This window comes from Mycoplasma sp. 3686h (genome assembly GCF_056781225.1).
This window is the reverse complement of the sequence record NZ_CM165562.1, coordinates 393,913-410,201: the sequence shown is the minus strand read 5'-3', so window position 1 is coordinate 410,201 and position 16,289 is coordinate 393,913. Positions and strand designations below refer to the sequence as shown.

General features: G+C 29.1%; 16 protein-coding genes. 8 read left to right on the top strand and 8 right to left on the bottom strand.

Going from position 1 to position 16,289, the window contains the following annotated elements; translation table 4 throughout:
* Window position 1: 1 nt before the first annotated feature.
* Complete coding sequence (locus AC1RP9_RS01895) at window positions 2-535, bottom strand: cysteine hydrolase family protein (RefSeq protein ID WP_481822693.1); 534 nt, start codon at window positions 533-535, stop codon at window positions 2-4.
* Window positions 528-1,385: a bifunctional DNA-formamidopyrimidine glycosylase/DNA-(apurinic or apyrimidinic site) lyase gene (gene mutM / locus AC1RP9_RS01890; RefSeq protein ID WP_481822692.1), complete on the bottom strand. Its 858-nt coding sequence runs from the start codon at window positions 1,383-1,385 to the stop codon at window positions 528-530. The genes AC1RP9_RS01895 and mutM overlap by 8 nt, the downstream gene beginning before the upstream one ends.
* Window positions 1,386-1,552: 167 nt before the next feature.
* On the opposite strand from mutM, the gene AC1RP9_RS01885 reads away from it, so the two are divergent.
* Entirely contained in the window at window positions 1,553-1,984 is a 432-nt protein-coding gene (locus AC1RP9_RS01885; RefSeq protein WP_481822691.1) for a hypothetical protein, read from the top strand.
* A 3-nt stretch (window positions 1,985-1,987) separates the two neighbouring features.
* Here AC1RP9_RS01885 and AC1RP9_RS01880 read toward each other — a convergent pair whose 3' ends face one another.
* The 4 genes from AC1RP9_RS01880 to AC1RP9_RS01865 are packed head-to-tail and all read right to left on the bottom strand — an operon-like array spanning window position 1,988 to window position 4,997.
* Window positions 1,988-2,458, bottom strand: coding sequence for an L-threonylcarbamoyladenylate synthase (locus AC1RP9_RS01880; protein WP_481822690.1), 471 nt, complete (start codon window positions 2,456-2,458; stop codon window positions 1,988-1,990).
* A gap of 15 nt (window positions 2,459-2,473) precedes the next feature.
* Window positions 2,474-3,082, bottom strand: a complete 609-nt coding sequence (locus AC1RP9_RS01875) for a hypothetical protein (RefSeq protein WP_481822689.1) — start codon at window positions 3,080-3,082, stop codon at window positions 2,474-2,476.
* The gene (gene rlmB / locus AC1RP9_RS01870; RefSeq protein ID WP_481822688.1) at window positions 3,072-3,776 is read right to left on the bottom strand and encodes a 23S rRNA (guanosine(2251)-2'-O)-methyltransferase RlmB; all 705 of its coding nucleotides are present in this window, start codon (window positions 3,774-3,776) and stop codon (window positions 3,072-3,074) included. Before rlmB ends, AC1RP9_RS01875 begins: the two co-directional genes overlap by 11 nt.
* On the bottom strand, window positions 3,777-4,997 hold the full coding sequence (locus tag AC1RP9_RS01865; protein ID WP_481822687.1) for a class I tRNA ligase family protein: 1,221 nt from the start codon (window positions 4,995-4,997) through the stop codon (window positions 3,777-3,779).
* 65 nt (window positions 4,998-5,062) lie between these two features.
* Here AC1RP9_RS01865 and argS point away from each other — a divergent pair, with 65 nt between their 5' ends.
* The 7 genes from argS to AC1RP9_RS01830 all read left to right on the top strand — a co-directional run bounded on the left by argS (window position 5,063) and on the right by AC1RP9_RS01830 (window position 12,334).
* Complete coding sequence (gene argS / locus AC1RP9_RS01860) at window positions 5,063-6,709, top strand: arginine--tRNA ligase (RefSeq protein ID WP_481822686.1); 1,647 nt, start codon at window positions 5,063-5,065, stop codon at window positions 6,707-6,709.
* 90 nt (window positions 6,710-6,799) lie between these two features.
* Complete coding sequence (rpoE, locus tag AC1RP9_RS01855) at window positions 6,800-7,048, top strand: DNA-directed RNA polymerase subunit delta (RefSeq protein ID WP_481822685.1); 249 nt, start codon at window positions 6,800-6,802, stop codon at window positions 7,046-7,048.
* 17 nt (window positions 7,049-7,065) lie between these two features.
* Window positions 7,066-7,932: a class II fructose-1,6-bisphosphate aldolase gene (fba, locus tag AC1RP9_RS01850; RefSeq protein ID WP_481822684.1), complete on the top strand. Its 867-nt coding sequence runs from the start codon at window positions 7,066-7,068 to the stop codon at window positions 7,930-7,932.
* 206 nt (window positions 7,933-8,138) lie between these two features.
* Window positions 8,139-8,576, top strand: a complete 438-nt coding sequence (locus tag AC1RP9_RS01845; protein WP_481822683.1) for a division/cell wall cluster transcriptional repressor MraZ — start codon at window positions 8,139-8,141, stop codon at window positions 8,574-8,576.
* Window positions 8,569-9,471, top strand: coding sequence for a 16S rRNA (cytosine(1402)-N(4))-methyltransferase RsmH (gene rsmH / locus AC1RP9_RS01840; protein WP_481822682.1), 903 nt, complete (start codon window positions 8,569-8,571; stop codon window positions 9,469-9,471). Before AC1RP9_RS01845 ends, rsmH begins: the two co-directional genes overlap by 8 nt.
* Window positions 9,472-9,487: 16 nt before the next feature.
* Window positions 9,488-10,705, top strand: a complete 1,218-nt coding sequence (locus AC1RP9_RS01835; protein ID WP_481822681.1) for an MAG3720 family protein — start codon at window positions 9,488-9,490, stop codon at window positions 10,703-10,705.
* 12 nt (window positions 10,706-10,717) lie between these two features.
* Complete coding sequence (locus tag AC1RP9_RS01830; protein ID WP_481822680.1) at window positions 10,718-12,334, top strand: cell division protein FtsZ; 1,617 nt, start codon at window positions 10,718-10,720, stop codon at window positions 12,332-12,334.
* A gap of 178 nt (window positions 12,335-12,512) precedes the next feature.
* Here the strand turns inward: AC1RP9_RS01830 and AC1RP9_RS01825 are convergent, their stop codons facing one another.
* On the bottom strand, window positions 12,513-14,468 hold the full coding sequence (locus tag AC1RP9_RS01825; RefSeq protein ID WP_481822679.1) for an ABC transporter ATP-binding protein: 1,956 nt from the start codon (window positions 14,466-14,468) through the stop codon (window positions 12,513-12,515).
* A complete protein-coding gene (locus AC1RP9_RS01820) occupies window positions 14,458-16,248 on the bottom strand; it encodes an ABC transporter ATP-binding protein (RefSeq protein ID WP_481822678.1) in 1,791 nt (596 codons plus the stop codon). Before AC1RP9_RS01820 ends, AC1RP9_RS01825 begins: the two co-directional genes overlap by 11 nt.
* Between the last annotated feature and the right edge of the window lie 41 nt (window positions 16,249-16,289).

Below are 16,289 nucleotides of genomic sequence, written 5' to 3'. Positions count from 1 at the left end.
TTTAAATGATTTTTACTCCTGCTTGTTCCATTAATTTAAGAGCAAATTGATGAAATTCTTGAGCATTATGATTCGGCGAATCATAAGTAGCAACTAAAGACGAAGAAACAATAATTTCCTTATCCATAGCAATCTTATTAAAATAAGTACGAATTGATAAAGATAATTGTAAAACGCATATATCTGTACAACATCCAACAATTAAAAATTGGTCATATTTATTCCAAATATTTAATGTTAACAATTCTCAAAATGCATTAGTTGTATTTTTATAATAAACATTGTTTTCAGTGACAAAACGCTGTAATTCTGGGACTATTTGGGATTCTTGGGTGTTCTTTTTACAATGCATTGGATATTGTTTTAATTCTAAATCATTTTCGCTATGAGCATCACATACGAAAATTACATCATCTCCTTTAGCAAGCTCTTGCTCAATTGGGTAAATGATTTTTTGAATATTCTCACTAGCTAAAGACCCAAAATGAGTAAACCCATTAAGCATATCAACTACTATAATTAATTTTTTATTCATAAGGATCTTTCTGGCACACAGGACAATAACTTGTCCCTCTTCCGTTTGGTTTAAAATCTAATTTGACTTTTTTAATTTCAGATTTTTTACACTTCATGCAAACTTTTTTAGCTTGTCCGTACACTTTGAGCTCATTTTGGAATGTTCCTATTACTCCATTAACTGCTTTGTATGAGTGCACTGAGCTTCCGCCAGCATGAATACTTGCATCCATAATTACTTGAGCAGCGTTAAGTAATTGAGTGAGTTGCTCTTTTGAAAGATCTTTAGCTTTTGTCATGGGAAAAATGTTGCAATGATATAAGGATTCATCAGCATAAATGTTTCCAATTCCTAAAATTAGTGATTGGTCAAGCAAAATAGTTTTAATTGATTTATTTGATTTTTGTAGCTTTTGGTAAAGCTGGTCAACATTTACAAATCCAGGTAATTGAGCTAAATTTTTAATTTCGTGAATACTTAAATGATTTTGTGAAGCATCTAAAATTTCAAAACTTCCAAATTTTCGAGTATCATTGTAAGCTAAAACTCCCTTATTTTCAAGATAAAAGTATAAATAATCATGCTTGTAATGATAATTTTCTAAGACTTGAACATCTCTAATGTAGTACTTACCTTCCATTCTTAAATGTGAAAGAAAACGTTTATTATTACTTAAATGAAAAACTAAAAATTTCCCAACATTTGAGATATCTTTAATAATTTCGCCCTTTACAAAATCAATAAATTCTTGTGCTGAAGCATTTTTAATAAATTTAGAATCAAAAATTTTCACATCAATAATTTTTGATCCTTTAACTTCATTTTGTAAAGTTTTTCTAACAACGGTTACTTCTGGATATTCTGGCATATTTTATAAATTATAATAATTTATTTTAAATAAAAAAGCAATTGCTTTTTTGGGGACAGAGCAACTTTTAATCGTTTATAATTAGATAAAATAGCTTGCAAAGAGTTGCAAGCTTTAAAGTTAATCTAAAATACATTAAATTTTAATTATTCAATTAGAAAGAAGAGATGAAAAAATTATTAAATTATTTAGTGCACCGCTTTGCACATGAAATCAGAACAATTAAATTTTATTTAATAATCTTTTTTCACGCTATTTTAGTGGGTATAGTTATTCTTTTAGCATACTATAGAGGATATGATTTTTCAAAGTCTCAACAATTAATCGATGCACTGATTATCGCTTTTGCTATTTCTTTTTTAGTAAATTTAGTTGTAGTAGTTGGAAAAAATAGTTTTTTAAAAAACATTACCAAACACAAAGATAGACAAGCAATGTTAAGAAATTTGAGTGCTGATGATGCTAAACTTCGTGATTTAGCAATCAAACAAAAACAAGAGCAAGAGCAACAAAATCACACTTATAAAAGTTTTTATTCATTTATAATCGTTGGATTTAGCACTTCACTAGCAATATTGATTTGTTATTTAAATTATTAAGAATTAATCTCTGTTTGTTATTTCAAAATTTTTATCTAAATTAATTAATGTGCTTGGTTTTCCTGAGGATTGACCAAAATCATGCACATTTTTTATTTGTGGAAAAATATCCTTTGCTTGCTTAAGAGTAATTGGTTTATCTCCGGATAAATTTGCACTAGTCACATACATTGGTCCATTTTGGTCTAAAAAATCTAATAATAATTGATTATTAGGCATTCGAAAACCTTGGTCATTAACAATGATACTATAAGCTCCGGGTCAATATTTTTGAGCCACTTGAGTTGCTTGGTTATTCCATTGTTTAAATTGTTGAGCTTGTTTAATTGATGATACTAAAATCATGATTTTTTTATATCGTGGTCGATTTTTAAGCTCGTACAATAAGTCTAAAGTTCTAGAACTAATCGGTCCACCAATTCCAGTAACTGTATCGGTGCTAAAAATGTGTATGTTAGCAAATTTATCTTCCATCTTGATTCCTGTGTGTTAATAATTATTTTTCTGAAACTGTTGAATTTTAAAATTAATTGAACGAATTATTTTATTCTTTTGATATGTAGAATAAAGTTCAGATTCAGATGATTCTTTATTGATTGAACTTTTTAAAAATTCATATTCAGAATCTGAAGCAATTATTTTAAGAAAATCTAAATTATAAATTTTACAATTATCATTAGTTGAATTTTTCAAATCATAATTGTAGAAAATTCCTCTTAAATTGCTAATTTTATTAGCTACCTTTTCCTCAAAATCAAACTGTCGATTATTGGTTTTGTTAATATAATTTATCATTTTCAATTTGATTGTATTTCAAAAATATGCTTCAAAAGGAATATGTAGGAAATTCTTTCAATATTCAATAATTTCAAGCAAAATTGAGTAAATATAATTTTGAATTTCATCTTCACAAATACCGTTGTTAAATGAATGTAAATATAAAATTTTGCGTGCTAGTGAACGAATTTTATATTTAATAAATTCGTAAATTAAGCTCAATAAATGTGATCATCTGATTTTTATAAAGTTATGTAATTTAAAATAATTAATAATTTCATCTCGTAAATCTTCGCGGTAAACGTAGGATTTATTCTTCATTTATTTTGCTAGCAAAATCAAAAAGAATTATTCCTGTAGCCACAGAAGCATTAAGCGATTGAACGCTTCCATATTGTTTAATGTGAACATTCTGGTCACAAACTGCAAGAACACTTTTTGAAATTCCGCTTGCTTCATTACCGATAATTAAAAGTGAAGGTGTATTGTAATTAACTTTGGTGTGGTTGAGAGAATTTGGGGTCAAAATTGTAGCATAAGCTCAAAAACCTACTTTTTTGAGCTTAGTGATTGTTGCACTAATAGAATTAACACGGTAAAAATTCATATTGACAAATCCACCACTTGCGACCTTTAATACTGTTGCATTAAGATCACAAGAATTTTCTTTAGGATATATAATATCTTTAATTCCGGCTGCATTAGCAGTTCTAATGATTGCTCCTAAATTATGTGGGTCTTGGATTTTATCGAGTACTAAAACACCTTTGGGTTTATGCTTAATTAAATAATTGATATCTTTATAGTTAATCTCTTGTAAAAAAGCAACAAATCCTTGGTGGTTTTCTTTAGTAATTGAATTTAAAGCTTGTGTGTCTACAATTTGAATGATTGTTTTTTTATTATCAAAGAAGATTGCATTTTCTTTTTTGGATAATAAAATTTTTAAAATGGGTAAATTATTATTATAAGCTTCAAGCACAGAGTTTTTACCACTGATTATGAATTTATTCATTTAAAAAATTCCCTTCTTAATTAGAAGACTTCGAATTTGGTCGCTTTGTTCGTATTTTTTTTGGGAATTGAGTATTTCTCATTGTTTGTATAAGTCTAAACATTCTTGATAATTAATATTTTTAAAATTAAAATCCATTGAATTAAAAATTTTAATCAAAGTTAATGCGTCTTTGGGATTATTGTTTGCTTTTTTAATAAGATCGTGGGTTAAATTCATAAATTTAGAAAAATTTAAATCTAGAATAAAATTCATAGCTTGATTATATGTTTCTTGGTCATATGAAATGTTTGAAACTTGTGATCTAAATACTTTAAAATAAATTTTAGTAATCTTATTAATTAATTTATTTGCATTATAAATAGCATTATCATCTAGATTAATAATCCCAGTAATTGAGTTCATAAGTAAAATAAATTTATAAACATCAGCACCATGAATGTTTATAAAATCCTTTGCTAAAATCACATTGTTTAATGATTTAGACATTTTAATTCCATTTAAATTTAATGTTCCAGTGCGAAGTCATTTTTTAGCTATTTTATTTCCGGTCAAGGCTTGAAATTGAATATTTTCATTTTCATGATGCGGAAAAATTAAATCAGTACCACCTCCGTGAACATCTACCCCTTGTGAACCAAAATTTTTATAAATCATCACACAGCATTCAGTATGTCATCCAGGTCTACCGTATCCAAATGATGATGGATATTGAATTCCAGGTGTTTTTGTTTTTCATAAAGCAAAATCTGACGGATGTTTCTTTTGATATTGAGTATCTTCAAAAATCATATTTTCAAGCTTTTGATTTGAAACTAAACCATATTGTTTTTGATTTTTTTCAACATCAAATCATACGTTCTTATCTTTATCTATGTATGCGTTTTTACTAATAATTAGGTTTTTAATAAACTTATCAATGTGTTGTAAATTTTCAGTTACATATTCAATTTTAGAAATAGTGTTTACATTTAATTGTTCAAGTAAGCTAAGGTACTCTTGAGCGTACTTTTGAGCAATTTGTTTTTCAGAAACATTTTCTTGCATTGCTCGATTGATGATTTTGTCATCAATATCTGTAATATTGTGGACAAAATAAAATTTTTTGCCTAAATTTCTTGCTGCTTTTAAAATTAGATCCATTGATAAAATGGGTCTAATATTCCCAATATGTACACTATTATAAACCGTTGGACCACATACATAAATTTTGTAAAACATAAATATAATTATATATGGTTTTAATCGCTTTTTTCTTATATAATTAAAAGACTATAAGGAGGAATATGTCCCTATTTTTGGAAGTAAAAGATAAAATTAACAACATTTTAAGACAATTAAAAAACGAAAAAGTCCTAGATGAAAAATTGCAAATTGAATCGTTAAATTACAATCTTTCTTCACCTAATGTTCCTGATGATTTAAATCAAGAACAAACAACTTATCATTTCGCTACTAATGTTGCTTTTATAGCCAAAAAATATTTTAATGATTCTCCTTTGAATTTAGCTTATAAAATTCAAGAACAACTACAAAAAGACACATTTTTTGCAAAGATAGATGTAGCTAAACCCGGTTTTATCAATCTGGTAATTAGTAATCAAGTATTAATTAAAAAGGTTTATCAAATTTCTCAATTAAATCAAAACTATGGTAAAAATCAAGTTCTAAGTCAAAAAATTAACCTAGAATTTGTTTCAGCGAATCCTACAGGATTCTTGCACGTAGGTCATGCCCGTGGTGCTGCTTTTGGAGATTCTTTAGGTAGAATTTTAATTCACGCAGGACATAATGTTGAAAAAGAATATTACATTAATGATGCCGGGAATCAAATTAATGTATTAACTGAATCAACATCAGTTAGATATCATGATCTTTTCGGAATTAAAATGCCATTCCCTGAAATTTCATACAAAGGTGAAGATATTATCTGACTTGCTAATGAAATTAAGAAGCAATATAATGACCAATTTGTACATAAAACAGACACAAAAGAATTTAGACAAGTTTGCATCGGGATTCTTTTAGATAAAATTAAAAAAGATTTAGCTGATTTTAACGTGACAATTGATACATATTTCAGTGAGCAATCATTGTATGAACAAAAAGCTATTGAATTAGTTTTAAATAATTTAAAAGAACATACTTATCTTAAAGATGGTGCTTTATTTTTACAAACTGAAAAATTTGGCGATGATAAGGATAGAGTTTTAATCAAACAAGATGGTTCTTATACATATTTACTTCCAGATATTGCTTATCACCTAACTAAAGCTCAAAAAGCTGAAAAACTTTTAAATGTTTGAGGGGCTGATCACTCAGGTTATATTAATAGATTGAAGATTTCACTTAAATGTTTAGGTTATTCGGATGATAAAGTTGAAATTTTGGTTGTTCAATTAGTTAGACTGCTCAAAGATGGACAAGAATACAAAATGTCCAAAAGAGCAGGAACGAGTGTCTTTTTGAGTGATTTACTTGAAGAAAGTTCAACTGACGCAGTTCGTTTTACCATGCTCAGTCGAGAAGTTAATAGTAAATTTGATTTTGATATTAACTTATCAAATCAAAAAGACCAAAAAAACCCTGTCTTTATTGTTCAATACGCACATTCAAGAGCAGTTTCACTATTAAATAAAATTAATTTAACTAGTATCAACGAATCGTTTAAAACATCAGCTAAATTACAAAAATTAATACTAGAATTAGATAAATTCCCTGAATTAATCAAGACCATTGCTAATACATATAAGGTCAATTTAATGGTTCAATATTTAATTGATTTAGCTAAGTCATTTAATAGTTTTTACGCTGAAACTAAAATTATCGGTTCCCAAAATGAAAATACTTTAGCATATGTTGTTTTAGCAACTAAAAATACCTTAAAACTTGGTTTAAATTTAATTGGTGTGAGTGCACCAGATAAAATGTAACATCTTGATTTTTCGATAAATAAGCAATAGTTTGAATGAACTAGTTTAAAATATTAATAAAATCAATTGAGAAAGGATTGTATGAGAACAATGTTAGATATTGCAATTGATGTAATTTCAAAGGACACTTTACAAAAATTTGCATTTGAAGAAATTTTTCAAGTCGTTGAGGACGAACTCAAAGAAAGCTGGATTTTGAATTTTGTTTCTGAAGAAATTTCATACGAAAAAGTTAGAGAACGTAAAATCGGTGAGCTTTACACATTATTAACTGTTGACAGACGTTTTGAAAGAAATCAAGACGGAACATGACAAAGTAAAAATATAGAAATTTTCTAAAAAAGGAGTAAATAAGTATGCCATTAGTAAATGCATCTGAAATGCTTAAAAAAGCAAAACAAGGAAAATACGCAGTTCCACACATTAATATTAATAATTTAGAGTGAACAAAAGCAGTTTTATTAACTGCTCAAGAGGAAAATTCGCCTGTAATTATCGCTACTAGCGAGGGAGCTTTAAAATACATGGGTGGATTTAAAGTTGTAAGCGAAATGGTTCAAGCTCTTATCCAAGAGCTTAACATCCAAATTCCGGTTGCTTTACATCTTGATCACGGTTCATACGAAGGGGTTAAAAAGGCTTTAAATACACCTGGATTTACATCAGTAATGTTTGATGGATCGCATTTACCTTTTGAACAAAATTACCAAAAAACATCTGAACTTGTGGAGATTGCAAAAGCAAAAGGATATTCATTCGAAGCTGAAGTTGGTACTATCGGTGGAGAAGAAGATGGAATTGTTGGAGATGGTGAATTTGCCGATCCTGAACAAGCCCAAAAAATGTCTTCGATAGGAATTGACGTTTTAGCTGCTGGAATCGGAAACATTCACGGTCCATATCCAAAAACTTGAAAATCATTAAGTTTTGAAACCCTTGAACGTATTTCACAAGCAGCTGGAATTGGTATTGTTCTTCACGGAGGGAGCGGTATTCCATCTGACCAAATTCAAAAAGCAATTTCTTTAGGAGTTACTAAAATTAACGTTAATACCGAATTGCAACAAGCAAACCACAAAGCAATTAGAGAATTTATTATTTCAGGTCAAGATTTACAAGGGAAAAATTTTGATCCAAGAAAACTTTATTTCCCTGGTTATAAGGCAATGTGTCAGGTTGTTAGAGATAAAATTCATGAATTTGGTTCAAATAATAAAGCTTAGTTTTTTATTATTGTCATATCACCTTCCAAAGGTGATATTTTTCTTCTCCACTTTAGTAATAAGATTTTTCCTTAATATCTGAAAAAATTTTGAGATTTTTTGGATAATTTTCCATAATTTTGATGACAAAATTGAAAATTTTTATTTTTTTAAAATAAGTAGATATTAATGTTGTAAAATAATGGTGGATAGTGGGGGGAAGTGGTATGTACGGACAACACACTCGAGCAATCGATGACAAAAACCGTGTGGTACTTCCATCGGTATATAAAGACCAACTTGGAAGTAGTTTTTTTATCACTTTAGGGCTTGATAATAACTTTGAGCTTAGAAGTATTGAAAACTTTAGTGCGTACACCAAAAAACTTCAAAATAAGTCTCAGTTCAATTCAAAAGTTAGACATTTAACTAGAATTATTATGAGCAATGTTGTTGAAGTTAATCTTGATAAACAAGGTCGAATTTCGCTTCCTAAGTTTATTATTGATAAACTTTCTATCCAAAAAGAAGTTGTTTTTGTAGGAACTGGTTCAATCATTGAACTTTGATCAAAAGAAGCTTTTCAAGCATTTGAAAATCTTTATCAAGATGGTGATCTTGCAAAACTAGCTGAAGAAATTTCAAAAATGGAAGATAATGAATAATAAATTGCATTATTCAGTTCTTCTAAATGAAACAATTTCTCAATTAAAAATTAAATCTAATGGCATTTATGTTGACCTCACATTGGGAATGGGAGGTCATTCTCAAGCAATTTTAGAAAAGCTATCAAACGGTAAGTTATATTGTTTTGATAAAGATGATTTTGCGATCGAATACGCAAAACATCGATTGAGTAAAACAAACTCGTGTTTTGAGCTAATTAAAAGTGATTTCCAAAATATAAAATCAGAATTAGCTAAGCGAGGGGTAACTGCTGTTGATGGAATTATTGCTGATTTAGGTATTTCTTCTCCTCAAGTTGATAATTCAGAGCGAGGGTTTAGCTATAATAAAAATGCCAAATTAGATATGCGAATGGACACATCTCAAGCATTAAGTGCATGAAATGTAGTCAATGAGTATAGTGAGGAAAAATTAGCACAAATTCTATGAGATTATGCTGATGTAAAGCTCTCTAAAAGAGTTGCGAAAGCTATTGTAGAAAATCGTCCAATTAATACCACACTTGAACTGGTTGACACCATTAAACGTGCATATCCAGCAAAATTAATTCGAGAAAAAAATCCTTCTAAAGCTGTTTTTCAAGCCATTCGAATTGAAGTAAATAATGAATTAGAATCATTAAAAATCATGCTTAATGATGCAATTAGTTTGCTTAAGCATGATGCTGTTCTTGCGATAATAACTTTTCACTCAATTGAGGACAAAATTGTAAAGAACTTTTTTAAAAATCTTATCCAAGATAAAGTTCCGGCTAAACTACCAATCTTTACACAAAAAGATTACATCGCTAAACAAATATATCCTTCAAATGAAGAGATTCAAGAAAACAAACGTTCAAGAAGCGCAAAACTAAGGGTGTTATATAGAAAATAATTACGAAAGGAGCATTGTGATTAGATTATTTGGTAATTTTCATATTTCAAATGAACAAATAGCATTTGATTTACTTGAACAAGTAAATGGCAATTACTTAGTCAAAACCAAACCACAACTCAACATTACTCGGCCAAGCAATGTTGGTGATATTGAAAAATTACTTAAAGATATAGACAATGAACTTTCTTTAATTGAAAACAAACACCTTAGTATTAATGTAATTATTGATGATTCACAATTTGAAAATATTAATGTTAAGTTGATTAAAACTACCCTGGAAAGCCAAGATATTGCTAAGTTAGATGATGCTCAAGAGGCTGTTGAGCACTTAGTTCAAAAACAAGTTGATGAGTTTATCAAGACTCACAATTATCAATTAATTGGAACTAAAATAACTTATGAATATTTATTATATAAATCAAATGGTCAAATTAAGGTTTATCATCAATTTCCAAAGGGTAAAAAATTTATTAAAATACTCGCTAAAACTTCTTTTTGTTACCAAAATTACAGTAACAAATACATAAGAATACTCAAGTTATTTCAAAGCATACCTGCTCAAAAATTTCATGTTTTTTTAACCAGTCAAGTTCGTTCAGTAGCTTTGAAAAATGAGTATGGAGTTAATTTATCAATTGAAAATAATAAAGATTGTACTTTATTAAAGTTAGTTTACAATGGAGCTATTATTAGCTATAGAAAATTACTAGTGGGTACTGATAATTTAATTCATAAAATAGCTCACAAGCAAAACATAACTTTTAAACACATCACAAATAAAGTCAAATACATTATTAATCAAAATGATAATACTCAAATTTGAACTGATCAAAATTTAAGTGAAGCTCATATTTATTTAAAAATGTACACTGATTTTTTAGAGCTAGAAATGAAAGAATTTGTCGGAAAAAGGTATATTGATCCTGAAAAATTAAACACTCTTTCTTTTAGTGGTGAATCAGATTGAATGAATAATTATTTCGAGAAAAAATACTTTTTACCTTCAAATTTAGGATTTTTAACTTTATGAAAAAATCAAGCTTCACTAAGCAATAAACTTCAAAAAACACAAGAACCAATTACTATTAGCATTATGAATCTTGTTCAAGCTTTTGTGTTTAAAGAACATCATAATGCTCATACCATTTCAAGTCATTATGACGTAAAACATACCAAAAAGCAAAGATTTCTCCTTTTTAGAGAATTATTTGCCAATTGAAAATTACTTTAAGAAGGAGAAAATATGTACGACGAATTGCATGCAAATCAAAAGAAAATTGAGAATGCAAACCAGGAAAATCAAGAAATCATTGATCGTAACACCGCTGGAATTGTCTTAAAAGTTGTTGGAGTTGGTGGTGCAGGAAACAACGCCATTCAAATGATGAATAAAGAGCAATTCAAAAATGTTGAATTTATCGTTGCAAATACTGATGCTCAAGCCCTAGCTTCAAATGATTGCCAAAACAAAATTGCTTTAGGTAAAGATAACCGTGGTTTAGGAGCTGGTTCTGATCCTGAAGTTGGAGCTAAAGCCGCTAAAGAAAGTTTATCTGAAATCCAAGAAAAAATCGGTGGCGCTGATGTGGTGATTATCGCTGCTGGACTTGGTGGAGGAACTGGAACTGGTGCTGCTCCAATTATTGCTGAAGCAGCTAAAAACAATGGAGCTTTAACATTAGCAATAATTACAACTCCATTTGATTATGAAGGTCCAAAAAGAAGAAGATATGCTGATGAAGGAATCCAAAAACTTGCTCAAGTTGTTGATTCATACATCATTTTATCAAATAGCAAACTAAGCCGAAACTATGGAGATGTACCAATTAGTGATTCATTACAATTATCTAATATCTCCCTTAAAAATATTATTTTAGCAATCCATGATGTTTTATATAGAATTGGAACTATTAACATTGATTATGCTGACGTTAGAAAAATGTTAACTAATGGTGGTTTATCAATGGTTGGAATTGCTACAGCAATTGGGAAAGATCGTGCTGAAAAAGCAGTAGAAAAAGCTTTTGAACAAAAACTTTATGAAAAACCAATCACAAAAGCTTCAAGAATGATTATTAACATTCAAACTGATAAAAAAGCTACTCTTAACGAAATTGACCGTGCTGTTGATCGAGTATATAAAATTTTCCAAGCTTCAAGAGATAGCGAAGAAGGTGGAATTGACACAATTATTGGATATGAACCAGTTGATCTTAAAGATAATGCTGAATTATTTAAAGTTTCAATTATTGTAACTGGAAGCAATGATCAAAATGCTAAAACCATTACACAACCGTTCATTCAAGATAATGATGCTGTTTCATTTGCAGATGCTCAATTTAATGAGTTTCAACAACAAAAAAACGCTTCAACACTAAAAAGTGATGAACAAATGGTGTTTAATAGCTATACAGCTCCTTTACACCATAAAGAAGAACAAACTCACATTCAAGAGCAACCAAGTGTGCTAGGTGATTCAATGAACGATCCAATCCACACAGTAGTGCAAAAACAAACCGAAATAGTTCATGAAGTTGAATATCATCCCCTTGATCGTCAAACCCAAACTCAAGAATATAATTTTAATAATTATTTTACTGAAGAACCTTCGGATAAATTACCTGAAGAACTTGAAAAACTCGAAAATGTCTTTGGAGAAAAAAGAAGTTCACACGAAGAAAAATCACACTCACATGAACACCATTCATTCATTGGAAAAACCTCAGAGTATTCTTCAAATGGAGAGACTAGAGAAGTGAATGAATTTCTTACATACCCTCAAGCAGGTGACCAAGAAAAAAAGTATCAAGATGAGAAATCTTCAAAAAATTTAAAAAATAATTCAGATGATTGATTCTAAAATCAGTTGATGTCTTAGAAAACGTACTTTTAGAATAAGCTAAATTATTAAAAAAATTAATGTTAGATTTCTTAAAACAAAGCTACCAATAATTCAGTAGCTTTGTTTTTTAATTTCTCAATATCCACAAAAATCAAAATAAAAAGCAAGACTATTCTTGCTTTTTAAATCATTCTTCTTATTGATTAATCTTTGAATTAGCTCAAAGAGCTGAATAATAACCATTTTGAGCAATTAATTGATCATGACTTCCACGTTCGATAATTGTTCCATCTTTAAGTACTAAAATCACATCTGAATTTTTAATAGTTGAAAGACGGTGTGCAATCACAAAGCTTGTCCGTCTAGACATGAGTTTATCCATTGCTTTTTGAACTAATTGTTCAGTTTTTGTATCAATGCTTGAAGTTGCTTCATCTAAAATGACCACTGGAGCGTCTTGATATGCAGCTCGAGCAATTGAAAGTAATTGTCTTTGTCCTTGTGATAATTCACTTCCACCATCAAATAAAACAGTTTCATAATTGTGTTTTAAATTATTAATATAATAGGAAATATTAGCAGTATCAGCACTAGTGTACAACAATTGTTCTTGGACAGTATCTGCTCCATAAGCAATGTTATGTTTGATTGTTTCGCTGAATAAATGGGTATCTTGAAGCACCATAACAATGGCTTGACGTAGTGAAGTTTTGTCAATATCTTTAAGATTAATATCATCAAAATAAACATCACCTTCTTGGATTTCATAAAAACGGTTTAAAATGTTGGTTATAGTGGTTTTTCCAGCTCCAGTTGGTCCAACAAGAGCAATTTTTTGTCCTGGATGTGCGATTAATGAAATATTTTTTAAAATTAAATTATCTGAATCATATCCAAATGAAACTTTTTTAAACTCAATTTTCCCATCAGTTACTTTATATTCAAACCCACCGTTTTGATTTGGTATTTTTCATGCGTAAATGCTGAAAAGATCTTCGGTATCTTTTTCAATAATATTACCTTCTAAATCCTTAGTTATTTTAACTAAGGTGACTTTTCCTTGATTAATTTCAGGTTCTTGATCTAAAATATCAAAAACCCTTTTTGAACCAGCTAAAGCCATAATAATAACATTCGATTGTTCAGCCACAGTAGATAACGGGAATGCAAATGACCTTGAAAATTGTGCAAACGAGAATAAAATCCCAACGGTTAGACCAAAAAAGTTTCTACTTGACTCATTGGAAATAATTACTCCACCAATAATAGAAACACTAGCAAAAATAATTAATCCTAAGTTAAATGCAATTGGGAATAATAAATTAGCAATTCGATTAGCTTTCTTTTCAGATTTGTAATAAGCATTATTAATTTTTTCAAATTTAGCAACCGATTGATTTTCTTGGTTAAAAGTTTTTACCACTTTTAATCCACTAAAAGTTTCTTCAGCAAATCCGATTAATTGACCATTAATTTCTTGACGTTTTTTAAAGTATTTCCCTGATTTTTGACCCAAAAATTTCATTACATATAAAATTACAAAAACTAAAGTAATAGTGATTAGGGTTAAAATTCAGCTCAATCACATCATCACAACAAATGAGCTAATTAATGTAATCACTGCATTAATTGAGACTGGAATTGATTTAGAAATAAATTGTCTAAGTGTATCAATATCGCTAGTATAACGAGATAAAATTTCTCCTTTTTGATTCTGATCAAAAAACTTAATTGGTAATTTTTGCGAATGGACATATAAATCCATTCTTAATTTAGCCATAGTTTTAAAGGTAATTTTAACAATAATTCATTGGTATAAAAAATTAAATAACACTCCAGCAGTATATAAAACTACTCCAAGAGCCATCATCCAATAAAACTTAATCCAATCAAATTTTTCTTTAGCAATAATTCCACCTGTTTTTGGATCAGTTAATAATCCGTCAATTAAAATTTTTCCTAAAAAAACTTGATTAAAGAGTAATCCAACATTTGATAAAACGATTAAAACAAGAACAAAACTCATAATCATTTTATGATCTTTTCACACTAAATTAATCAGTCTAAAAAAGAATTTTTTCTTTTCTGCATAACTTAATTTAACTGTTGGGGTGTTTTTTAAACTATCTTTTCCTTGAAAATTAATTCTCATTAATACCCCCTGCATTTAATTGAGCATTGTAAATTGAGCGATAAAATTCATTATTGTCAATTAATTGTTGATGGTTTCCTCGAGCAACAATTTCACCTTGATCAATAACAATAATTTGATCAGCATCGATTACTGACGAAACTCTTTGAGCGATAATGATTTTAGTACAATCTTTGATTGAATTAGTTAAAGATTGACGAATGTGTTTTTCAGTTTTAGTGTCAACAGCTGATGTTGAATCATCTAAAATTAAAATTTTCGGACGCTTTAATAGTGCACGAGCAATACAAAGACGTTGTTTTTGCCCACCTGAAAAATTAGCACCACCTTGAGAAACTATTGTGTCAAGTTTATTTTCAAGTGAAAGCACAAAATCTAAAATTCCTGCTTGATTACAAGCTTGATAAATTTCTTCATCACTTGCATTTAGATTACCTCACTGCAAATTTTCTCTAATGGTTCCACTAAAAAGATTATTTTTTTGAAGAACAACTGAAACCGCATCTCTTAATGAATGAATGTTGTATTCCTTGACATTATGTCCATCAACAAGTACTTGACCTTCAGAGACATCATATAAACGTCCAATCAATGAAACTAATGATGTTTTTCCAGCTCCTGTTCTTCCCACAATTCCTAGTGTTTGACCTGATGGAATGCTAAAATTAATGTTTCTTAAACTTTCTCCTCGATTACTTGAATATCTTAATGAAACGTTTTGAAATTCCACATTTCCACTATTTATGGTAGTTAAACCATTTAAATTTTCATCAATTGAAGGAATTTCTCGAATTACTTCACTAATTCTTCGTGCACTTGGAGCAGCGATAACTATTTGACCAATTACCCCAATGAACATAGTTACTGCAACTGATGTTTGTCAAATATATGACGAAAACGAAAGCAATGTTCCAGTGCTTATTACTCGATCTAAAATTAAATGTGTTCCATATCCACCTAAAAATAGTGTTGCTGTAAAAATTGGAAGCATAAAAGCTGGAACTCCTAAAACCAATCCGTGTTCAACGTAAATATTAATTTTAGTAAGTTTAGTCACTTTTTCAAAAATGCTTTTAGCTTCTTTTTGTTCGGTTACATACGATTTAATGGTTCTCATTCCTTGTAAATTCTCTTGAATTTTTTGGTTTAAATCATCGTAAACAACAAACATTTTCTTAAAAACTGGATAAGTTTTTCACCAAATCAAGCTAGTAAAAAAGATTAAAATAGGTAAAATCACCAAAAACATTAGCGATAATTGTGGGCTAACGGTAATTGAAAAGATTAAATTTAAAATGAGTAAAAAAGTCGCTCGAAACGGAATTCGAATCATTTGATTAAAAGCAGTGGTGATATTAGTAACATCATTACTCATCCGGTTAATTAATGTTGCTACACTATATTTATCAATGTTTTCAAATGAAAATTTGCTTGCTTGAGCAAAGAGTGCTGAGCGAATATTTTTACTCAATCCGGCTGAGGCTTTTGAACCAACAAAACCTGATGTTAATCCGAGCGATAAACCTAAAAAAGCAAACAAGACTAATAAACCACCATATTTTAAAACTTCGTTTAAATTGGTGGTATTTATATCATTTCCTAAGGAATCTTTGCCTTTTGCTTGCAATCCATGATCAATTAATAGTCCGATTAAAAGTGGGAGCATGACATTACAAACTGTTTCAAGCATAACTAATAAAATATTGACAAGAGTTAAGCCACGATAACCCTTGAGTAATTGTCAAAAAATCCATTTATTCCGATTTAAGACTTCATCCATATGTTCCTTTCTGTAAAATTAGCTCTATATATTTAATTTAA